The following is a 19,847-nucleotide window of genomic DNA, read 5'->3' as shown; positions in this document are numbered from 1 at the left end:
CCTGCTTGCTACGGAACGGGTTTCGGCGGCAGCGCGGGTGTCTGGCCGAAGGAGCTCGGGTATGCCGGAGGCACGGCGCCCGCGGGCGGGGTGGGCCGCAACCAGAGCTTGCCGTGCCGGCTCCGGTCGCGCAGCGCCCACATCCGCCAGGTCAGCACCGGGTGCGAGGACATGGCGTTGACCATCCAGACGAAGAAGCCCTTCTCCAGCGCCGCCCGGTCGGCCATCTCGTCGAAGCCGACCAGCTTGTTCAGGTACTTGCCCGCGGCCAGCGTGCTCATCGCCCCTGGCGCGCCGACGTGCCGGTTGCAGTAGCCGTGATTGTCGGCGGTGAACTCCTGCGCGCGGATCAGCGAGTTGCCGATGATCGGCAGGAACGGGACCAGGAACATGCCCAGCTGGCGCCAGTACGAGACGTGGCCCGCCGCGATATGGCCCACCTCATGGCCGATGATGAAGGCCAACGCGTCGGGTTCCCGTGCGGCGCCGCCGATCTCGAACAGGTCGCTGTACACCACCACGAAGCGGCGGAACCCGTGCCCGCTGGCGAACGCGTTGATCTGGCCGTTGCCGAGCACCACGTAGGCGTCCGGCGCCTTGGCCATGCCGAATCGCGCGGCCGCCTCGAGCACCAGCCGGTGACCTTCGGGGAACTGAGTCGGCGACATCTTCACGCCGTTGACGCGCTGGGTCGAGTAGAGAATGCCGCGGCCGAACCAGATCAGCAGCGGCGCGAACACCAGCAGCAGCACGTACTGATCGACACTGCCGGTCACCAGCAACAGCACCGCGATCGCGTAGGCCACGACGGTCAGGGTGACCACCACGATGAGCATCGGGATCTCCCAGCTGTGCCGGGCAGGCATGCCGAACGGCGACAGTCCACGCGGCTGCTGCTGTGGCGGCAGGTTCGGCGGGACGGGAACGCCGGGGTACGGGCCGTATGCGGGCGGAACGGGGTAGGGCGGCGGCGAGCCGTAAGGCGCGTCCTGCGCCTGCGCCCACCCGGCCGGGGCATACGGGTCGGCGTGCGGGCCCGTCTGAGGGGGCTGGGGTTCGTGCGGCTGCATGGAATGAACTCTATTCAGTTGCTGGGAGCGGGAGCGGAACCTCGTGGTGTCGCGAGACCGCGGTGCTCCCGACGTATCTCGATTCGCGCGTGCGATCTCCGGTGTTAATCGGGCCGTGTGCCCCTTCGCAACTAGCCGCGGCCGGGCCTGACAGAATGCCTGCCATGCGCGTATACCTCGGTGCCGACCATGCCGGTTTCGAACTCAAGAATCACGTCAAGGATCATCTGGAAAAGGCGGGTCACGAGGTGGTCGACTGCGGCGCCCTCGAATACGACGCCCTCGACGACTACCCGGCCTTCTGCATCGAGGCGGCCCGCCGCACCGTCGCCGACCCGGGCAGCCTCGGGCTGGTCTTCGGCGGCAGCGGCAACGGCGAGCAGATCGCCGCCAACAAGGTGCCCGGCGCCCGCTGCGCGCTGACCTGGAGCGTGGAGACCGCCCAGCTGGCCCGCCAGCACAACAACGCCCAGCTGGCAGGCATCGGCGGCCGCATGCACTCCACCGAGGAGGCGCTGGCCATCGTCGACGCGTTCGTCACCACCCCGTGGTCGGGCGAGGATCGCCACCAGCGGCGCATCGACATCCTGGCCGAGTACGAGAAGTCCGGCGAGGCCCCCGCGGTTCCCGCGTACTGAACACGCTGTGCCGGAAGGTCATACGCTGCACCGGCTCGCGAGGCTGCACCAGAAGCGCCTCGCGGGCGGTGTGGTGCGCGTGTCGAGCCCGCAGGGCAAGTTCGCGGCAGGGGCCGCCCGGGTCGACGGTCACCTGCTGACGCGAGCCGAGGCGTGGGGCAAACATCTACTGCACCACTACGACTCGGGCTTGGTCGTGCACGTGCACCTCGGGTTGTACGGGAAGTTCACCGAATCCGAGCTGCCGATGGGGGAGCCGATCGGGCAGGTGCGGATGCGCATGCTCGGCGCGCCGGACGGACAGCCCGGCTTCGGCACCGATCTGCGTGGGCCGACCGCGTGCGAAGTCCTGCTCGCCCCAGAGGTTTCCGCGCTGACCGATCGGCTCGGCCCCGATCCGCTGCGCCGTGGCGCCGACCGTGACCGCGCCTGGCAGCGCATCCACCGCTCGCGCAGGCCGATCGGCGCGTTGCTGATGGATCAGCAGGTGGTGGCCGGTGTCGGCAACGTCTACCGGGCGGAACTGCTGTTCCGGCACCATGTTTCGCCGTACCGGCCGGGCACCGCGTTGTCCGCCGGCGAGTGGGACGCGATGTGGGTCGATCTGGTCGCGTTGATGAAGGTGGGCGTGCGGGTCGGCAAGATGGTCGTGGTCCGGCCCGAGGACGACCACGGGGAGCCGTCCTACGCTCCGGACCGGCCGCGCACCTACGTCTATCGCCGCCAGGGTGCGCCGTGCCGCGTGTGCGGCACGCCGGTCGCCCATGCCGTCATGGAGGCGCGAAACCTCTTCTGGTGCCCCACCTGTCAGCCGGAATAGCGCGTCCAGGGGTCAGTTCGGCCGGATCGGGCTGTCGCGGTCAGCGGGATCAGGTGTATCCGCGCTGTGCGGTGCATCAGTCCCTCAACCGGCGACGGCCTCGTCGATGACCGGCTCGTCGGCCAGTGCGAACCGCCGCCCGCCCGCCGTCTTCGCCGAGTACATCGCACGGTCGGCCCGGCGCAGCAGATCGCTGAAGTCGCAGGGACTTCCGGGCGGACAGAACGCGGTGCCGACGCTCGCCGAGACCGGCACCGGGCCCGCGGTCGACCACACCGGGTCGCGTAGCGCGGACACGATCCGGTGGGCGAGGTCGCCGAGCGTGTTGTGCGGCGGGTTGACGGCGAGCACGAATTCGTCGCCGCCGTAGCGGCAGATGACCGTGTCCGGCGGGCACACCTCGCGCAGGCGGTTGGCCAGTTCGACCAGTACCTCGTCGCCGATGGCGTGGCCGTAGCCGTCGTTGATCTGCTTGAACCGGTCCAGGTCGATCAGCAGCAGTCCGACGCCGCGGTTCGGGTCGGTCGCCATCAGCCGCACCCGGTCCTGCAGCAGCGTCCGGTTGGCCAGGTCGGTGAGGGCGTCGTGGGTCGCCTCGTGCCGCAGCCGGTGTTGCAGCGCGGCGATCTCCTGTACGCGTAGCGAAACCTTGGCCGAGAGGTTTTGTTCTTGCTGCGCCAGCGCGCGCTCCTGGAGCGCTTGGGCGTAGCTGTCGATGGCCTGGCTGGCGACGAGCGGCCAGCGGGTGGCGACGAGTGAGCCCGGCGCGCCGGAGGGGAAGCCGAGTAGCCACCGGGAGGCTTGCGCGAGCATGCGTATCCGGTCGAACGGTGCCTCGGCCAGCTTGGACCCGAGCACCCGGGCCTCCGGCACCGGGAACGGCTCGGACCTGGCCAGCCTGAGCAGGCGCTCGACGATGTCGATCAGTACCGGTTCCAGCTGTTGGGGCGCCGCGCCGGTACCCGGCTCGGCGCACACCGCACGGGCCCAGGCGCGGGCCATCGCGGCGACGGGGGGCTCGATATCGATCGACATCGAACTCACCCGACGCAGGTGGCGTCGGTACCCAGAGGCCCTGTGCTGACACAGGTGCCGACGTCACCCCGATCGTTCGCACTGCTACGCGGTTGTGTCCACCTCGCTCGGCGCACGCTCACCGCCCCCTTTCCAGATACCCCCGTCCGGCAAAAAGGATCCTAGCAAGCCACTCGGCATCAAAATACGCTGTTTTGCAACGTGTTCTCGATGCCTCGCGAATGGCGATCGGGTATGTGATCGCTGCAGACGCGTCGGCGTTACACCTGGATTTCGTTCGCTGAGAAGTCGCGCCGTGACACGCTGACGACACGCTGTAGCGGTGCGTCAGGCGGGTCCTCTCGGCCACTCGCGATACCTCGGCGCCCTGTGGCCGTGCGCTCGGCCTGCCGGGCCGCCCGCCTGGTCGTGGTGCCGAAGTAGCGGTATGAGTAGCCGAGAGTCTGCGGGTCTTCTGCCCACTGGAGGTGTGGAGCCGGTTTTTCCTGCCCACAGCACACCCGGCGGTCGGTCGCACAGCGCAATTTACTGCTAGTGCGATATCGGCGAGTCGTGATGTCCCCAAGGGTGGCATCCTCTCCGCGACCGGTCGGGCGTGACTGCTGGCCACCCCGTGGGCCACGGCTCCCCCCGACAGGAGTCGTCACGCGTCCCATATGCTCCCCGCTTCCCATCCGACACGCCCGAGTTTCCAGGAACAGAAGCCTTTTAATTTCATTTAGTTCTGGGCTGTGCGCGCCACGCCCTGACCGGGGCGGCTGCCATCCGGCACGCATCAGCGGCATCGCGCCGACAACCGGACACACCCCCGCGCTAACCCGCTGCGCGGGGGGCTGATTGGCAATTACGAAGCAGGGTTCGGTACAGTCGGAACGCACACGACATCGTGGCGATCCCATCGATGTCGTATGCCTGCGGGTGTAGTTCAATGGTAGAACCTCAGCCTTCCAAGCTGATGGTGCGGGTTCGATTCCCGTCACCCGCTCCACACGGAATTCAGCCTCGGCGGCGGCCGACAACCGCCGCGAGGAACAACGGGGTGTAGCGCAGCTTGGTAGCGCATCCGCTTTGGGAGCGGAGGGTCGCAGGTTCAAATCCTGTCACCCCGACAGCATCGAACAGCCTCTGACCTGTGTACGAAGGTCAGGGGCTGTGCCGTTTCAACTGGCGGATTCCCGCGCGTGCGGCCTACGCAGCAAACCGGCATCGGGCTTGCATCGCGCACCACTAGTCGGGGCACCGTCGGCATTTCGTGCCCTTCGGCCGCCGGGCAGTCAGGCGAACCGTTGTGATCGCTACCACCTTCCACCGATGTCACGGTCTCCACTCCGGCGGTGTCTTCGAGACATCGGGTCGAGCTGAGCGGAGGTGGTTGTGTTGCGTCGAGTGGTGGTTGTCGGTGCGGGCTATGCGGGGGTGATGGCTGCGAATCGGCTTGCGGCGGTGGGTGGGTCGGATGTCCGTGTCACTGTGGTCAACCCGCGGGCGCAGTTCGTGGAACGTATTCGGTTGCATGAGCGGGCGGCTGGGGTGTCGAGGGTGGTGCAGCTTCGGCGGGGTGTGTTGCATCGCGATGTTCGGCTGCGGGTGGCGACGGTGGCGCGGATCGGTGCGGAGTCGGTAGCGCTCGATGATGGTTCTGTTCTCGAGTTCGACTATCTGCTGTACGCGGTGGGCAGCACCGCCGCGCCGGGCTTGGCCGGTGCCGAACACGCGTGCAATATCGCCGATCTCGACGGTGCCGAATTGTTGCGTGGGCGGCTGCGGCGACTATCGGCGGGGGCTCGGGTTGTGGTGGTGGGTGGCGGGCTGACCGGGATCGAGACGTCCGCTGAAATCGCTTACCGGTATCCGGCTTTGGCGGTCGAGCTGGTTTCGGGGTCGGTGGCCGGGTGCCTGCCCGATTCAAGCCGAGCGAGCATCGAGGACAGGCTTGAGAACGCTGGGGTGCGGGTGCGATCCGGGTTGCGGGTGACCGCGACCCGTGCCGACGCTGTTGTGACCGATGCGGGTGTGCTGCCCAGCGATTGCACGGTGTGGGCGGGCTCGTTCGGGGTGCCGGACCTGGCGTTGCGCAGTGGTCTGGCAGTGGCCGCTGATGGGCGGTTGCGCACCGACGATACGTTGGTGTGTGTCGATCATGGGCGGATCGTCGGCGTCGGGGACGCTGTCGCACCGCCTGCACATGTGGGGGAGCACCTGAGAATGAGTTGCCAAGCGGCGATGCCGATGGGGGCGCACGGCGCCGATACGGTGCTCGCGTTGATTCGGGGTGAACGACCGCAGCCGTCGTCTATCGGAATGGTCGGACAGGCGATCAGTCTCGGGCGGCGCGACGGGTTCATTCAAGCGACGCACCTGGATGACACGGCTCGCGGGTTCGTGCTGTCGGGACGAGTGGCGGCGATGGCCAAGGAACGGGTGTGCCGCTGCACGCTGACTTCGATGCGGTATCCGCGGGCCTACCGGTGGCTGCCCGGCCCGACCGTGCTCGCACCGGCCCCGACGGCGGCCCGATGATCGAGCGAACCGAAGACACCACCGAACCGGACGTGTTCGACCGGTTCCGTCCGCTGCTGTTCACCATCGCCTACGAGATCCTCGGCAGCGCGGCCGACGCCGAAGACGTGTTGCAGGACAGTTATCTTCGCTGGCGCGACATCGACCAGGACGAGGTGGAACACCCGCGCGCTTATCTCGTGCAGATCGTCACGCGCCAATCGCTCAACCAGCTGCGGTCTGCGCGCCGCCGCCGCGAGGACTATGTGGGCAACTGGTTGCCCGAACCGATCCGCACCGAACACGACGCCAGTCACGATGTGCTGCTGGCCGAATCGGTGTCGATGGCGATGCTGCTCGTCCTGGAGACGTTGAGTCCGACGGAGCGGGCGGTGTTCCTGCTGTCGGAGGTGTTCGGTCACAGCCTCGTCGAGATCGCCGACATGATCGGCAAGTCCGACACCACCGTGCGCCAGATCGCGCACCGGGCCCGCGAACACGTGCAGGCTCGCCGCAAACGCTTCGAACCCGACGCGGACACCAATCGGGCAGTACTCGATCGGTTCCTGCTCGCCGCGCGCACCGGTGACGTACAGAATCTGATGGACGTGCTCGCCCCCGATGTCGTGCAGATCTCCGACGGCGGCGGAAAAGCCATCGTCGCCGGTCGACCGATCACCGGTGCCGCGGCAGTGGCCGGCTTCCTCATCAAGCTCGCCCAGCACAGCATGGCGGGCATGGTCGCCGAGTTCGGCACCTTCAACGCGCTGCCCGCGATCCTGCTCCGGTCCGAGGGCGGTCAGCTCGACACCGTGCTGATGATCGAGATCGCCGGGGACCGCATCACCGGCCTGTACGCGGTACGCAACCCGGACAAGTTGCGCTCCGCCGACGTGCTGCGTCCGCTCGATCGGCCGCAGGACGTCTGAGAGAACCCCCGGCGTGGCGGAGACCACAGGTGCCCAGATGTCACGGTCGCGAATCGGGTGGTGGCTCAGAGCATGTCCGGTTCAACGCAACCTGAAGGGAGCGTCGTCATGAAAGCCATCATCGTGTGCACCTCGGTGTCTCATGGCAACACGAAAAAGATCGCCGACGTCATGGGGCAGGTGCTCCAAGCCCGGGTTGTCGACCCGCAGCACATCGATGCCGCCGAGCTGGCCGGCTACGACCTCGTCGGGTTCGGCTCGGGGATCTTCCTCGGTTCCTTCCACGCCGAGCTGCGGGAGTTCGTCGAGTCGCTCCCGCAGGAGCCGCGAAGGGCCGCATTCGTCTTCGCCAGCAGCGGCTTTCCGGATGCCGGTATGCAGCGCTTCTCTCGCCCCATGATCCACCTGCTCGAGCAGAAGGGATTCGAGGTGGCCGACACCTTCTCGTGCCGCGCGTTCGACACCTACGCACCGTTCAAGCTCGTCGGCGGCATCCGGAAAGGGCGACCCGACGCCACCGATCTCGAGGCGGCGCGCACGTTCGCGGAAGGTCTACGAGTCCGACTGGGCGCGACGCGTTGAGAATGCGGCGATGCTCCTGCCGACGCTGGGCGGCGCGCTCATCTCGGCCGTTCAGCTCAGCGAGCTCCGCGCTGCGGTCCTGCACCACACATCGACCAGGGGGCTCAGACGAGCGCGGCACGGCCTTGCACGTACTCGATGAGGCTCTCCGCGTAGGCCGATTCGTCTCGAGCCGCTAGGTACGCCCGCAATTGGGTGCATGCGTCTTCCAGTTCGGGCCCAGGTCCGCGATCAGCGAGCAGCACGACGATTACCTCCCAAACCTCACCCTGCGGATCCGGGTCGGCCAGCAACTCGTCCAGATACCGGTCCGGCTCCAGTAGTCGTAGCGCGCGCCGCGCATAGGCGTGCACGCGCTTGGGTAGCTCGGCACGAATGGCGTCGACGTCTGCCGCCAGCGCATGCCTGCCCGCCGTTGCCGGGTCGACCCCCAGCGACCACGGCTGGGTCAGCTCGTCCGGCATGCCGTGGTCACTGATCAGCCCGGGGCCGGTCGCCTGCTCCAGCGGCACGAGCGGGCGACCGAGCTGTGTATTGCGCCAGTTGCGGAATTCCCACCAGGCGGCGGGTGTCGCGTCGAGGGTCAGGCCGAATTTCAGGACCTGCTGCCCTTCGGTCCAGGTGCGCAGTACCCGGGTGCGACCGACCGACGCCACACCCCCGGGCACGACTCGCACCCACATGTCTTCCGAGCCCTGGAAGCCATAGGGCTGCAGCAGCTTCCCTGCCTCGCGCATCAGTCGGCGCAGCGCCGAATCCGGTCCGACCACTTCAGCAGACTAGCGGCACCTACCGACACAAACCGGGCACCAACCATCCCGCTGTGTTTCGCGCGGGTCGGGGTTATTCGGAATCGAGCTGGGACTCGGATAGGTAGGTCTCCACGGGCTGGCCGTTCTCGTCCTCGAGCGTCACCCGGTACCAGGGGCTGTCGCGGACGGAGGGGTTGAGGCTGAGGTCGTTTTCGTCGTGGGCGGGGGAGTACTCCGTGTCGACTGCGACGACGACACCGTGACGTCCGATGGACACGTGGCGGACTCGGTCGCCGACAGCGAATTTGGCTTCCGTCATGATTCACGCACCTTTCCGATACAGGTCACTGTATCTGTCTTGCGTGCAACAACATTGAGGAACGAGAGTCGGGGCGGGCGGGGGAGTCGGGGACTGGGGCGCAAAGCCGATCGGGTCGGCAGCCATCTGTTTGCTGCGCGGCAACGAAGATTAGAGCGGACATCTGGGGTAGGTGTTGATATATCGACTACCCGGAAATAACACGCCAAAACTGGTCGGTTTGCTTCTGATGTGCCACCTCCAGGCACCCGCCTTACAGTACAATCGTACTAAGTACGCTCGTACTGTTTACGAGAAGGGTTTCGTATGTGGGATCCGAAGAAGTACCTCGATTTCGCCGATCACCGTGCCCGTCCGTTCTTCGAGTTGATCAGCCGGATCGACGCCGAAAAGCCGCGCCGCGTAGTGGATTTGGGCTGCGGGCCGGGCAACCTCACCGGTGTGCTCGCCGCACGATGGCCGGACGCGGAACTCGACGCACTCGACTCCTCGCCGGAGATGGTGCAAGAAGCGCAGGAGCGTGGCATCAACGCCAGGGTCCTCGACGTGCACGACTGGGCGCCGGACCCCGAGACCGATGTCGTCGTCAGTAATGCTGTCCTGCAATGGGTTCCGGATCACCTGAGCCTGCTCGCGGAGTGGCTGCCCGCCCTGTCGCCCGGCGCCTGGTTCGCCATGCAGGTGCCCGGCAACTTCGACGCGCCGTCGCACCGGGAGATCCGCGCGCTGGCGACCGAGGCGCGCTGGCAAGCCCAGCTGGCCGAGATCGCGCTGCGCAGCGCCGACGCGGTGTCCACGCCCGCCGACTATGCGACGGCACTGGCCACCGACGACACCATCGTCGATGTCTGGGAAACCACCTACCTGCAACGACTTTCGGGCCCGGATCCCGTGCTGGAGTGGGTAACCGGCACCGCGCTGCGACCGATTCGCGCCGAGCTGGACGACGAAGATTGGCGCGAGTTCCGTACCGAGCTGGCGGCCCGCCTGCGCATGGCCTACCCGGCGAGGTCCGACGGCACGACGTGGTTCCCGTTCCGCCGGATCTTCGCGGTGGCGCACAAGCCCTCGTCCTGAGGCCGTTGCAATAAACATACGGTCGACCGTATTGTTCCCAGCATGACGGAGTTGAAACCATCTGTCGGCACCAGCCCGGCCGTTGTGCCGTGGACCGCGGTGTCGGTGGTCATGGTCGGCATGTTCATGGCCATCCTCGACGCGTACATCGTGGTGGTGGCCGGCCCCGCGATCCGCGCGGATCTCGGTGCCACCGAGGGGCAACTCCAGTGGATCCTGGCGGGTTACCAGCTGAGCTACGCGGTCCTGATGATCACCGGCGGCCGCATCGCCGATATGTATGGGCGCAAACGGATCTTCCTGCTCGGCGCGGCGGTGTTCACGCTGTCCTCGATCGTGTGTGCCGCCGCGCCGGGCCCTGGCACGTTGATCGCGGCGCGGGTCGTGCAGGGGCTCGGTGCCGCGCTGCTGGTTCCGCAGGTCTTCGCGATGATCGCTGTGCTGGTGCCGGAACGCGGCAGGCATCAGGTCTTCGGCGTGCTGGGTGTGGTGATCGGTATGGCCAGCATCGGCGGCCAGCTCATCGGCGGGTTGCTGATCAGCGCGGATCTGTTCGGTGCGCAGTGGCGCGCGGTGTTCTGGGTGAACGTGCCGATCGGGGTGGCGATGATCCTGCTCGCCGCGAAATTCGTGCCGGAATCACGCGTGGCGGGGGCGCGCAGGCTGGACCTTCCTGGCGTACTCGCATTGAGTACCGCGCTGTTCCTGCTCACCTTCCCGCTCATTCAAGGGCGCGAGGCGGGCTGGCCGTGGTGGACCTGGGCCTGCTTCGTGGCGAGCGCGGCCGCGTTCGTGCTGTTCGCCGTGATCGAACGGCGCGTCGCCGAGGCGGGTGGCGACCCGCTGGTAGATCTCGCTCTGTTCGCTCAGCGCTCGTTCACGGTGGGCATCCTGCTCGTGCTGTGCGTGTATGCGCTGCTCACGTCTTACTATCTGGCGCTGTCGATTTCGCTACAGGAGGGCCTCGGCATGTCCGCCCTCCGCGCGGGTCTGGTGTACGCGCCCGGTGCGGCGGCGTTCTTCGTCTTCGGCATGGTCGCGAGCCGCGTCGTGCCGAAATATGGTCGGCGCGTATTGGAACTCGGGTCGATCTTGATGGTGGTCGGTTATCTGTGCACCGTGGTGGTGCTGCTGTCGAGCTCGGGATTCCCTGTGGCGCTGGTGATTGCGACTATCGTGCTGCAATGCGCCGGTGGTGGTCTGCTCATCACGCCGCTGCTCAACACGGTGCTGTCCGGGGTCGGCCCGGCGGCTGTCGGCATGGCGTCGGGGGCGCTGTCGACTGCCCAGCAGATTGGTGGCGCGCTGGGCGTCGCGGTGATCGGCGCGGTCTTCTTCGCCGCGTTCCAACCCGGCGCGGACACCGGCGCCGCTGTGTCGGGGCACGCCTTCATGATGTCTTCGATCGCGAATTTCGCTGTCGCCATTGTTATTTCGGTGCTGGTACGTCAACTGCCTGCGGTCAGGGCGAAGTGAGGAAACCCTCGACGATGCGCCGAGCCCGGCTCATGGCGTCCTGCTCGCCCACGCGCAGCGCGGTGTTGGTGGCGCACAGCACCGCATCGATCTGATAGGCGGCGAGTTCCGGGTCGACCTCGACGATGTCGCCCGTGCGCACCGCCTCGCGCAACTCCCGCTCGAGGATGCGCACCCACGCCCGCCGGTCCCGCAGGAGTGCGTCGCGCAACGGTCCCGGCCTGCTGTCCTGCTCCGGCATGTTCGCGACCCAGAAGCAGCCGCCCGGGAACAGGGGAGTCTCGGCGTAGGCCAGCCAGCTCTCGATCAGCGCTCGCAGCCGGGCGATACCGTGCGGTGTTGACCTGGTCGGTTCGATCACCTCGTCGACGAACAGGTCGCGCGCGTAGTCGATGGCGGCCAGCTGCAAGGCTTCCTTGGTCTTGAACAGCGTCTGGATGCCCGCTTTGCTCAGCCCCGCGTCGGTGGCGAGCCTGCCGAAACTCAAACCCGCGAGCCCATCGATCGAGGCGATGTCCACCGCATGCCGTAGCACGGTCTGCCGCGTCTTCGCACCGCGGAGCAGGCGTTTATCGGTGATCTCGGCCGGCTCACGCCGGGTGAGGAGCGCAGAGTCGGGGCCACTTTCCATACGGTCGATCGTACTCAGGCTGGCGAGAAACGGTCATCGGACCGCCGGATTTGTGCTTGGATCGGCCCATGTCCTACGCGGTCGACCCGCGCGTCGACACCTATATCGACGCGCTACCCAACTGGCAGCAAGCAATCTGCCGGGAGGTGCGCGAGTTGGTGCACGCCGCCGATCCGGAAGTCGTCGAGACCATCAAGCGCACCGTGCAGCCGTACTTCGTGCTCGACGGCAATATCTGTGCCCTGCTCGCGGCGAAGACCCACGTCAATATCTTCCTCTACGACGGAGCCATTGTCGCCGACCCCGACGGCATCATCACCGCGGGCCACGACAACAAGACCGCCCGAACCGTCGCCGTGCGCGAGGGCGAAAAGGTCCCTGCCGCACCGCTGCTCGCGATGTTCCAGCAGATCATCGCGAACAACCGCGCGGGCGGCTGGCGCAAGCTGAAACGCGAGAGCTGACGTCTCAGCCGACCGCGACGTCGAGGGTCTCCGGCAGGCCGCTGGTGTCTTTCACGCCTCTGGCGGCGCGCTGGGAGAGCGCGGCGAGCACCGGCAGCCGCGCATCACCCAGTGACATGGCGTGGTTGCCGAGGTGATTGGTGACAAAGGCGACCGAAAGCCCGAGCGCGGGCATGGCGATGCCGCCGGAGCCGCCGATACCGAAGTGCCCCAATGCTTGCCGGGTCAGTCTGGTGCCGACGATGCCACGGTGATACCCGAGCGCGAAATGTGGTGCGGCGCCGAGCACGTAGTCGAACCGCCCGTTCGGCGGCATCTGCGCGATCAGCCGGGTGGTCTCCGGCCGCAGCAGGCGCCGATGACCGATCATGCCGTCGTTGGCGATCGCGCCGTACATCTTGCCGAGCGCCCGAGCCGTGAAAACCCCGTTCCAGCCAGGCATCATCGCATCGTAGGGCTGGTCGCCGAGCGTCATGTCCGCCCACCCGTCGTACACCGCGCCGCGCGCCGAGTGCACTGCCCGCATCGAGGCGAACGGGGCGATCATCCGGTCGAACGGCACGCGTGCGATGCCGAGGCGCGGTGACAGCTTGGCTAGCCGGTGCCGCTGGTGCTGCGGGACGCCGAAGTAGAAGTCGTTGTCGCCCAGGGGCTCCGCGAGTTCGGTTCGGACCAGCTCGGGGAACTCGCGCCCGGTGGCCCGCTGTGCGATCTCCGCGACGATCGTGCCGAAGGTGAGCCCGTGATACCCGGATGCGCGCAGCCGCAACGGATCCGGCGCGGAGGCGGCGATGGCGGCGGCCATGGCGTCGTGGTCGAGCAGATCCGCCGGATCGTCGAGCAGACCTCGGGTGCGTTGCAGCCCCGCGCGATGGTTGAGCACGTCGCGAACGGTGATGGCCTCCTTGCCATTTGCCGCGAACTCCGGCCAGTACGTCGCCACCGGTGCGTCGAAGTCGAGCACGCCGCGCTCGGCCAGCCGGTGCGCGATAGTGGCGGCGACGCCCTTGCCCGTCGAGTACGACAGCGCGATCGTATCGGCGCGCCACCGCCGGTCCCGGTCCGCCCAGCCCGCCCAGATGTCCAGCACGGGTTCGCCGTGCAGGTATACCGAGAGGGCACCACCACCCTGCCGCTTGCGCCGGAACATCGCGAAGAACTTCGCGGCCACGGCGGTGAAGCGGTCGTCGATGAGCATGTGCCCGGTGCTGGGCGTGCTGTCGGAACTCGCTAACGGCATGGTCAGACTCCCTTGTCCAGTACGCCTGCGAAGCCGCCGCGGTAACAGTTGCAAGCAGCTTGCTAACACCCACGGTAACGTGTATCAGTTACCGCGTGCAATGGGTCTGGGACAGTTGGAGCCCGAGTTCGGACTAGCCCAGCGAGACCACCTTGGCCTGACCAGTGACGACGGTGTCTGCGCTGTCGACCAGCGCAACCCGAACCTGGACGGTTTGCCCCGCCGAGAGCGGCGCGTCCGTGCCGTTCGCTCCGGTCAGCAGCACAACGGCGGTTTGGCGGCTGCCGTCGCAGGTCACCGCCGTGTGCGTACCGGTGGCCGAGGGGCTGTCGGCCTGCGGGTCGCCCACCATGGCCCGAATCGCGGTCACGCCGGCCGAGGCTTCACAGCTATAGTCGACCCCGATATTGACCGGCCCGACACCACTGACGTCGATGGAGTTCTCGGCTGCGGCCACAGCAGTGGCCGAGGCGATGGCCAGCGCGGTGGCTCCGATGACGGTCGCGATGCGGACGGAATTTCGAATAGTCACCATGGATCTTCGTCCTTCTGCGTAGCGGGAACAGGTCGCCGAACACATTCAGAAGAGATCGCGGCGTGGAACTATGCCGCGGCAGAATCCTGACTCATCGACAGGATGGTTACCCGACTCGGCGGCGCTTCAACCATCGCCGGCGAGCGATGGATCGCGCGCAATCGCCGCCGCGCTGTCGATGACGACTGTCTGCCGTGTGGGGGGACAGTGCTGACACCACCCAGCGCGGCGGGGGCGTCCGCGCGCATTCGTACTACCAGCTGTCCCGGTCCATGATTCGCCCACGGCGTCTTACAAGCGCGGATCCACCGGTTCGGACTCCAGTGCGAGCACCGCGAAGACGGCCTCGTGCACGCGCCATAGTGGTTCGCCCACGGCCAGCCGGTCCAATGCCTCCAGTCCGAGTGCGTACTCGCGCAACGCCATCGAGCGTTTACGGCCGAGGCCGCGCGTGCGCAGCCGAACCAGGTTGTGCTCGCGCAGGTACTCCGGTCCGTAGATGATCCGAAGGTATTCGGGGCCACGGCATTTCACGCCGGGCTGGACGAGCCTGCCGTCGCCCTTGGCACCCTCGGCCTTCTTGGCCCCGCGCACCAGCGCTTGCCGCGGCTTGACCACCATGCCTTCGCCGCCTGCTGCGGTCAGCTCGGTCCACCAATCGGTGGCGGCGGCCACGCTGTCCGCGTCGGTCAGATCGACGAACATCCGCCCGGTCGGCGCGAACAGCTCGCTGTCGGCCGCGACCAGCCGGTCGATCAGTGCAAGGTGCCAATCATGCTCACGCACCGCGTAATTCGATCCTTCGGCGGCGAGGACCTGGAACGGCGCGAGCCGCAGGCCGGCCACGCCGTCGACCGGCCAGCAGTAGCGGCCGTAGGCGTCGGTGAAGGCCGCGGCATCGTCCTTACGCGCTCCTGTGCGTGCCGCCAGGTCCGCGACATCGAGTCCGCGTTCCGCCACCGCCGAAAGCACCTCGGTGGTGGCACCGAGCGCCGCCCGGGCCGCCGTGCCGACGGCGGCGTACTGGTTGCGCAGCAGGCCGATCGCCTTCGCCGACCACGGCATGAGCTCGGTATCGAGCAGTAGCCACTCGCTGCGCAGCTCATCGAAGAGCCCCGCGGTTTCGGCGGCCGCGCGCACGCGGGCGAGCAGTGTCTCGGTGTGCACCGGGTCATCGAAGAACGGCCGGCCGGTGCGCGTGTAGATCACGCCGGTGCCGCCGTCGTCGACGCCGAATCGGTCCCGCGCGGCGGATGCCGACCGGGCGACCAGGACCACGGCCCGCGACCCCATGTGCTTCTCCTCGCACACCAGCCGGTCGACGCCTTCGGCGCGGTAGTACGCGAACGCCTCCGCAGGGTGTTCCAGATAGCCCGGCAGCTCCGAGGTCGCACACGGCGACATGGTCGGCGGCAGGTACACCAGCCAGCGCGGGTCGATCGCGAATCGGCTCATCACTTCCAGTGCGGCGCAGGCGTTTTCCTCCTGCACGCCGACCCGGCCGTGATAACGGGTCTCCACGACGCGGCGGCCGATTACATCTTCCAGGTCGAGCACACCGGGATCCCGGTGCACCACGCCCCCGGTGGCGGCCGACACGACCGCGTCGGGCGCAGCTGTGGTGGGCTCCAGCGGCCGCGTCGGCTCGTACCAAACAGTCTCCGCCGCAACCGAAACCGGCTCCCGCTCCGGATAGCGCAACGCGGACAGCCTGCCGCCGAACACCACGCCGGTGTCCAGGCACAGCGTGTTGTTCACCCACTGCAGGTCCAGCACCGGAGTGTGCCCGTACAGCACGGTGGCCCGGCCGCGATAGTCGTTGGCCCACGGATAACGCACCGGCAGGCCGTATTCATCTGTCTCCCCGGTGGTTTCGCCGTACATGGCGAAGGACCGCACTCGCCCCGATGCCCGCCCGTGGAACTCTTCCTTCAGCCCCGCGTGCGCGACGACGAGCTTGCCGCCGTCGAGCACATAGTGGCTGACCAGCCCACGACAGAATTCGTGGGCCGCCTTGCGGAAGACCTCGTCCTCGCCGTCGAGCTGGGCCAGCGACTCGGCGAGACCGTGTGCCACCCGCACCTGCTTGCCGTCGAGGGCGCGGACGAGCTTGTTCTCGTGATTGCCGGTGACGCACAGCGCCGTTCCGGCCGCCACCATGCCCATGACGAGCCGCAGCACGCCCGGGGTGTCCGGCCCGCGATCGACCAGATCGCCGACGAACACCGCGGTGCGCCCCGCCGGGTGCCGCGCGCCGATCGCCCGGCCCGCGTCGTCGCGTTCGAGGACATAGCCGAGCTCGCCGAGCAGCGTTTCCAGTTCGCTGCGGCAGCCGTGCACGTCACCGATCACATCGAACGGCCCGGTGAGCTCACGCTTGTCGTTCCACGCCTTCTCGTCGACGATGGTCGCCGCCTCGATCTCGGCCACCCCGCGCAGCACGTACACCTTGCGGAAGCCCTCACGCTCCAGTCCGCGCAGGCTGCGCCGCAACTCGCGCTGCTGCCGGACCACCACGTGCGCGCCGAGCGAGGCGCGGTCCGGGCGCGCCGAATTGCGTTCCAGGCACACCGAATCCGGCACGTCGAGCACGATCGCCACCGGCAGTACGTCGTGCGCGCGGGCCACCGCGATCAGTTCCTGCCGCGACTTGGCCTGCACGTTGGTCGCGTCGACCACCGTGCGCAGGCCACGCCGCAACCGGATGCCCGCGATGTGGTGCAGCAGCGCGAACGCCTCTGCGGTGGCCGACTGATCGTTCTCGTCATCGCTGACGATGCCGCGGCACGCGTCGGAGGACACCACCGCGGTCGACCGAAAGTGCTTGCGCGCGAAGGTGGATTTACCCGAGCCGGTGCTGCCGACCAACACCACGAGGGACAGCTCGGGCACCGAGAGCTCTGCCATCACGCCACCCCTTCCCGGGCCGCAGCCACGGTTACCGTGGCGTTGTCGAATTCGATCTTGCTGAATACTGCCATTTGGGTGGGCGCGCCGAACTCCGCGTCCACCACGCCGATCGGCACGAATCGCACGGAATACCCGTGCCGGGCCGCCACACCGTCGGCCCACGCCGCGAATTCGGCACGGGTCCACTCGAACCGGTGATCGGCATGCCGGAAAGCGCCGGCCGCCAAGCCCTCGAAGCGCACATTGACCTCCGCGTTCGGCGTCGTGACGAGCACCGCCCTCGGCGCTGCCGCCGCGAAGACCGCATGCTCCAGCGCACCGAGACGCGGCGGGTCCACGTGCTCGATGACCTCCATCAGCACCGCGGCGTCGTAACCGCGCAACCGGGCGTCGGTGTAGGTGAGCGCGCCCTGCCGCAGGGTCAGCCGCTGCGCCACAGGTTCTGGCAGGCGCTCGAGCCGCAACTTGCGTTCAGCGATATGCAGCGCCCGCATCGATACGTCCACCCCGACGATCTCGGTGAATGTTCTGTCCGCCAACAGCTCTCGCAGCAGCGTGCCCTCGCCACAACCGAGGTCGAGCACTCGACGAGCACCGACCTCGTGCAGCGCGGCACGCACCGCAGCGCGTCGTGTGACTGCCAACGACACTGTGCCCGGGGGAGTTTCAGCCAGTTCGGACGCACGAGGCGCTGCCAGGTCTGACCCGCCTGTCGCTGCCATGTCAGGCACAACAGGGGCTGCGATGTCTGGCACACCGGCCTCGTCGGTGGCGGCTGCACCGGCCACGGCCACGTCGATCGGATCAGCCACGGTCGTGTCGTGCGCACCGGCCACTGTTGAGGCGAGGTCCGCCCCGTCTCCTGTGACGATTTCGCCACCACCGGGCAGATCGGACGCTGACATATCGACTTGCTTGCTCGCGTCGGCTACGGCCATTCCCGCAGCGTCGATCTCGGTCGAAGGTGGCCGTGCCTGGGCCGAAACACCATCGCCGTCAGCCATTTGGGCTGGCGCGGAGCCGGGTTCGGACTCGCCCGCCGCAAGGTCGCTGGAACCGACTTCCTCCGCGTCGTCCACTTCCTCCACCGCGTCCAACAACTCCGGCTCCACCTCGTCCAACTCGGCGAGCCGAGCCAACGCCGTCCGTACGAGCGACTGCCGCCGCGCCAGATAACGTCGCGTGATCCATCCACGCTCCGGATGCTCGGCCAGCCATCCGCCACCCGCCCGGATCAGCTTGTCGACCTCATCCGCGGCCAGCCAGTAGTGCTTCGCCCCATCCAGCACAGGCAGCAAGACGTACAGGTGTGAGAGCGCGTCCGCCAACCGCACGGTCCCGGACAACTGCAGCCGCAGGTAGTGCGAATCACCCCACTCCGGGAACGCCGGATCCAACGGCAGGGCAGTGGCGGTCACCGCCCAGCCGAGCGGCGCGAACACCCGCTCCGCCACCTCCGCGCCGCCTCGGCACGGTACGGTCGGCAGCTCGATGCGCAACGGCAGCGCGGTCTGCACCAGTTCCGGGCGCAGCGTGCAGCGCCCGTGCAGCGCGGTGCGGAACACCGCCCCGATCGCGACCGACAGCAGCGACGACGCCGCGTACGGCCGATCGTTGACGTACTGGCCGAGACTGAAATCCGGTGTCCCGCGCGAACGTCCGCGCACCAGCCGGATCGGATCGATCTCCAGCACCAGTGCCACCGTGCACCGGGCGGCGGTCGCCTCGGGGTACACGACATGCGCTGTGCCGTAGGACTGTTCGAACGCCTGCACCCGGTCGGGGTTCTTGTGCAGCAAGAACCCCAGGTCGGTCGCCGGCCAGTCGGCGTCCTCCGGTGGTGTGCAGGTGATCGTCAGGAGCATGCAGCGATCGTCGCCCAGTGCCGGGACCTGCGCAAGGAAGTTTCATTGCCGTAGCAGGCCCCAGACAAGTTCGCTCCCGTTTATCCGTAGTAGGTGCGGTGGCGCAGGCCGGCTTGGATCCGCCCGGCGAGCACACCCGCGTGCAGGGTCCACAGACCGCGAGGGAAGCGGTTTCTGGTGAGCGGGATAAACGGATTGTGCAGCACCACAAGCACAATCGAGAACCATGTCGCCTGAAACGGCAATCGGGGACAGCCGGCGGCCCGATGCTTGACGTACACCTCGACGGCGCCGCGCCCGTAGTTGAGCGCTTGCCGCCAGGTGTCGCGGTAGGTCGTGCGTAGCCGGTATGCGACGAGAGCATCCGCCGAATGGCCCAGGCGCAACCCAGCTTCCTGTAGACGCCAGCTGATGTCCACGTCGTCGCCGCCGAAGAGGCTCTCGTCGTATCCGCCGATCTTGTCGAAGGCGGCGCGCCAGTATCCGGCGTTGTTGCCGTGCGCATAGGGCAGGTAATGAGTGGGGAAGCCGTCCTCCGGCGCGGGCATCGGTCGCCAGCGGGCCACCTCCGGGGTGTTGAGCGTCGTCACCTCCACGGCGCCGCTCACCGCGTCGTAATCGGCGGCGGTCCGCACCATCGCGCTGAGCCAACCGGGATGCACGCGATCGTCCTGGTCGACGAAGGCGAGGAAGTCACCGCGGGCCAGCGCCGCCCCATTGTTGCGGGCGTACGACGGACCTGGTGTGGCGGAGCTGGCCACGTAGCGCAACCGCAATCGCGCGGTCAGCGGATGTCCGTCGATGTGCTCGGCCAGGCCGTCGCTGGAGCCGTTGTCGCTGATCACCACTTCGTAGGGCCCCTGGTAATCCTGTTCGGCCAGGCCGTCGAGTTGTTCGTCCAATTCCGGCAGTCCGTTGAACACCGGGATGATGACCGAGACGAGCTCGGGCTTACGTGCAGGTACAGCTGACGCCGACATCGGTACTCCCCCTTGGCCTCGACGA

At 67.7% G+C, this 19,847-nt stretch carries 18 protein-coding genes and 2 tRNA genes; 10 read left to right on the top strand and 10 right to left on the bottom strand.

The features are described from left to right. Positions 1 to 8: 8 nt before the first annotated feature. On the bottom strand, positions 9 to 1,070 hold the full coding sequence (locus NN4_RS05600) for a M48 family metallopeptidase (protein WP_246180723.1): 1,062 nt from the start codon (positions 1,068 to 1,070) through the stop codon (positions 9 to 11). Between the two features lie 164 nt (positions 1,071 to 1,234). Here NN4_RS05600 and NN4_RS05595 point away from each other — a divergent pair, with 164 nt between their 5' ends. Together NN4_RS05595 and NN4_RS05590 are read left to right on the top strand one after the other, a co-directional pair. Beyond that, positions 1,235 to 1,708 (top strand): ribose-5-phosphate isomerase, encoded by a 474-nt coding sequence (locus NN4_RS05595; protein WP_107654749.1) that lies wholly within the window; start codon positions 1,235 to 1,237, stop codon positions 1,706 to 1,708. 7 nt (positions 1,709 to 1,715) lie between these two features. Further along, positions 1,716 to 2,528: an Fpg/Nei family DNA glycosylase gene (locus NN4_RS05590; RefSeq protein WP_147128872.1), complete on the top strand. Its 813-nt coding sequence runs from the start codon at positions 1,716 to 1,718 to the stop codon at positions 2,526 to 2,528. An 84-nt stretch (positions 2,529 to 2,612) separates the two neighbouring features. Here NN4_RS05590 and NN4_RS05585 read toward each other — a convergent pair whose 3' ends face one another. Beyond that, positions 2,613 to 3,563, bottom strand: a complete 951-nt coding sequence (locus NN4_RS05585) for a GGDEF domain-containing protein (RefSeq protein WP_107654751.1) — start codon at positions 3,561 to 3,563, stop codon at positions 2,613 to 2,615. Positions 3,564 to 4,477: 914 nt separating this feature from the next. On the opposite strand from NN4_RS05585, the gene NN4_RS05580 reads away from it, so the two are divergent. The 5 genes from NN4_RS05580 to NN4_RS05560 all read left to right on the top strand — a co-directional run bounded on the left by NN4_RS05580 (position 4,478) and on the right by NN4_RS05560 (position 7,573). Continuing rightward, positions 4,478 to 4,551: transfer RNA gene (locus tag NN4_RS05580), tRNA-Gly, on the top strand. 47 nt (positions 4,552 to 4,598) lie between these two features. After that, positions 4,599 to 4,672: transfer RNA gene (locus NN4_RS05575), tRNA-Pro, on the top strand. Between the two features lie 259 nt (positions 4,673 to 4,931). Next, on the top strand, positions 4,932 to 6,083 hold the full coding sequence (locus NN4_RS05570; protein WP_308633302.1) for an NAD(P)/FAD-dependent oxidoreductase: 1,152 nt from the start codon (positions 4,932 to 4,934) through the stop codon (positions 6,081 to 6,083). After that, positions 6,080 to 6,991: an RNA polymerase sigma-70 factor gene (locus NN4_RS05565; protein ID WP_147128956.1), complete on the top strand. Its 912-nt coding sequence runs from the start codon at positions 6,080 to 6,082 to the stop codon at positions 6,989 to 6,991. Before NN4_RS05570 ends, NN4_RS05565 begins: the two co-directional genes overlap by 4 nt. Before the next feature lie 108 nt (positions 6,992 to 7,099). Continuing rightward, entirely contained in the window at positions 7,100 to 7,573 is a 474-nt protein-coding gene (locus NN4_RS05560; RefSeq protein ID WP_147128871.1) for a flavodoxin family protein, read from the top strand. Between the two features lie 104 nt (positions 7,574 to 7,677). Here the strand turns inward: NN4_RS05560 and NN4_RS05555 are convergent, their stop codons facing one another. Both NN4_RS05555 and hspQ read right to left on the bottom strand, forming a co-directional pair. Continuing rightward, positions 7,678 to 8,343: a hypothetical protein gene (locus tag NN4_RS05555; protein ID WP_147128870.1), complete on the bottom strand. Its 666-nt coding sequence runs from the start codon at positions 8,341 to 8,343 to the stop codon at positions 7,678 to 7,680. A 73-nt stretch (positions 8,344 to 8,416) separates the two neighbouring features. Further along, positions 8,417 to 8,644 (bottom strand): heat shock protein HspQ, encoded by a 228-nt coding sequence (gene hspQ, locus NN4_RS05550; protein WP_107654754.1) that lies wholly within the window; start codon positions 8,642 to 8,644, stop codon positions 8,417 to 8,419. Between the two features lie 306 nt (positions 8,645 to 8,950). On the opposite strand from hspQ, the gene NN4_RS05545 reads away from it, so the two are divergent. Further along, the gene (locus tag NN4_RS05545) at positions 8,951 to 9,721 is read left to right on the top strand and encodes a trans-aconitate 2-methyltransferase (RefSeq protein WP_147128869.1); all 771 of its coding nucleotides are present in this window, start codon (positions 8,951 to 8,953) and stop codon (positions 9,719 to 9,721) included. 42 nt (positions 9,722 to 9,763) lie between these two features. After that, entirely contained in the window at positions 9,764 to 11,197 is a 1,434-nt protein-coding gene (locus NN4_RS05540) for an MFS transporter (protein WP_147128868.1), read from the top strand. On the opposite strand, the gene NN4_RS05535 is transcribed toward NN4_RS05540, so the two are convergent. After that, positions 11,184 to 11,828 (bottom strand): TetR/AcrR family transcriptional regulator, encoded by a 645-nt coding sequence (locus tag NN4_RS05535; RefSeq protein ID WP_147128867.1) that lies wholly within the window; start codon positions 11,826 to 11,828, stop codon positions 11,184 to 11,186. The two genes, NN4_RS05540 and NN4_RS05535, sit on opposite strands and share 14 nt — an antisense overlap. A 68-nt stretch (positions 11,829 to 11,896) precedes the next feature. On the opposite strand from NN4_RS05535, the gene NN4_RS05530 reads away from it, so the two are divergent. After that, the gene (locus NN4_RS05530) at positions 11,897 to 12,292 is read left to right on the top strand and encodes a DUF1801 domain-containing protein (RefSeq protein ID WP_147128866.1); all 396 of its coding nucleotides are present in this window, start codon (positions 11,897 to 11,899) and stop codon (positions 12,290 to 12,292) included. 4 nt (positions 12,293 to 12,296) lie between these two features. Here the strand turns inward: NN4_RS05530 and NN4_RS05525 are convergent, their stop codons facing one another. The 5 genes from NN4_RS05525 to NN4_RS05505 form a co-directional block, all read right to left on the bottom strand. Then, on the bottom strand, positions 12,297 to 13,532 hold the full coding sequence (locus NN4_RS05525; RefSeq protein ID WP_147128865.1) for a serine hydrolase domain-containing protein: 1,236 nt from the start codon (positions 13,530 to 13,532) through the stop codon (positions 12,297 to 12,299). Positions 13,533 to 13,665: 133 nt separating this feature from the next. Next, entirely contained in the window at positions 13,666 to 14,067 is a 402-nt protein-coding gene (locus NN4_RS05520) for a hypothetical protein (protein ID WP_147128864.1), read from the bottom strand. Positions 14,068 to 14,358: 291 nt separating this feature from the next. Beyond that, a complete protein-coding gene (locus tag NN4_RS05515) occupies positions 14,359 to 16,974 on the bottom strand; it encodes a polynucleotide kinase-phosphatase (protein WP_147128863.1) in 2,616 nt (871 codons plus the stop codon). Beyond that, complete coding sequence (locus tag NN4_RS05510; protein ID WP_147128862.1) at positions 16,974 to 18,842, bottom strand: 3' terminal RNA ribose 2'-O-methyltransferase Hen1; 1,869 nt, start codon at positions 18,840 to 18,842, stop codon at positions 16,974 to 16,976. The genes NN4_RS05515 and NN4_RS05510 overlap by 1 nt, the downstream gene beginning before the upstream one ends. An 80-nt stretch (positions 18,843 to 18,922) precedes the next feature. After that, complete coding sequence (locus NN4_RS05505; protein ID WP_186818279.1) at positions 18,923 to 19,822, bottom strand: glycosyltransferase family 2 protein; 900 nt, start codon at positions 19,820 to 19,822, stop codon at positions 18,923 to 18,925. Between the last annotated feature and the right edge of the window lie 25 nt (positions 19,823 to 19,847).

Origin of the sequence: Nocardia ninae NBRC 108245, assembly GCF_007990755.1 — a bacterium.
Lineage (GTDB): Bacteria > Actinomycetota > Actinomycetes > Mycobacteriales > Mycobacteriaceae > Nocardia > Nocardia ninae.
This window is presented reverse-complemented; position numbering and strand designations above follow the sequence as displayed.

Excerpts from the sequence above, each read along its gene's own strand:
- NN4_RS05505 (WP_186818279.1), bottom strand. The coding sequence starts at position 19,822 with ATGTCGGCGTCAGCTGTACCTGCACGTAAGCCCGAGCTCGTCTCGGTC.
- NN4_RS05565 (WP_147128956.1), top strand. The coding sequence starts at position 6,080 with ATGATCGAGCGAACCGAAGACACCACCGAACCGGACGTGTTCGACCGG.
- NN4_RS05510 (WP_147128862.1), bottom strand. The coding sequence starts at position 18,842 with ATGCTCCTGACGATCACCTGCACACCACCGGAGGACGCCGACTGGCCG.
- NN4_RS05545 (WP_147128869.1), top strand. The coding sequence starts at position 8,951 with ATGTGGGATCCGAAGAAGTACCTCGATTTCGCCGATCACCGTGCCCGT.
- NN4_RS05585 (WP_107654751.1), bottom strand. The coding sequence starts at position 3,563 with ATGTCGATCGATATCGAGCCCCCCGTCGCCGCGATGGCCCGCGCCTGG.
- NN4_RS05525 (WP_147128865.1), bottom strand. The coding sequence starts at position 13,532 with ATGCCGTTAGCGAGTTCCGACAGCACGCCCAGCACCGGGCACATGCTC.
- NN4_RS05520 (WP_147128864.1), bottom strand. The coding sequence starts at position 14,067 with ATGGTGACTATTCGAAATTCCGTCCGCATCGCGACCGTCATCGGAGCC.
- NN4_RS05535 (WP_147128867.1), bottom strand. The coding sequence starts at position 11,828 with ATGGAAAGTGGCCCCGACTCTGCGCTCCTCACCCGGCGTGAGCCGGCC.
- NN4_RS05530 (WP_147128866.1), top strand. The coding sequence starts at position 11,897 with ATGTCCTACGCGGTCGACCCGCGCGTCGACACCTATATCGACGCGCTA.
- hspQ (WP_107654754.1), bottom strand. The coding sequence starts at position 8,644 with ATGACGGAAGCCAAATTCGCTGTCGGCGACCGAGTCCGCCACGTGTCC.
- NN4_RS05515 (WP_147128863.1), bottom strand. The coding sequence starts at position 16,974 with ATGGCAGAGCTCTCGGTGCCCGAGCTGTCCCTCGTGGTGTTGGTCGGC.
- NN4_RS05560 (WP_147128871.1), top strand. The coding sequence starts at position 7,100 with ATGAAAGCCATCATCGTGTGCACCTCGGTGTCTCATGGCAACACGAAA.
- NN4_RS05595 (WP_107654749.1), top strand. The coding sequence starts at position 1,235 with ATGCGCGTATACCTCGGTGCCGACCATGCCGGTTTCGAACTCAAGAAT.
- NN4_RS05540 (WP_147128868.1), top strand. The coding sequence starts at position 9,764 with ATGACGGAGTTGAAACCATCTGTCGGCACCAGCCCGGCCGTTGTGCCG.
- NN4_RS05600 (WP_246180723.1), bottom strand. The coding sequence starts at position 1,070 with ATGCAGCCGCACGAACCCCAGCCCCCTCAGACGGGCCCGCACGCCGAC.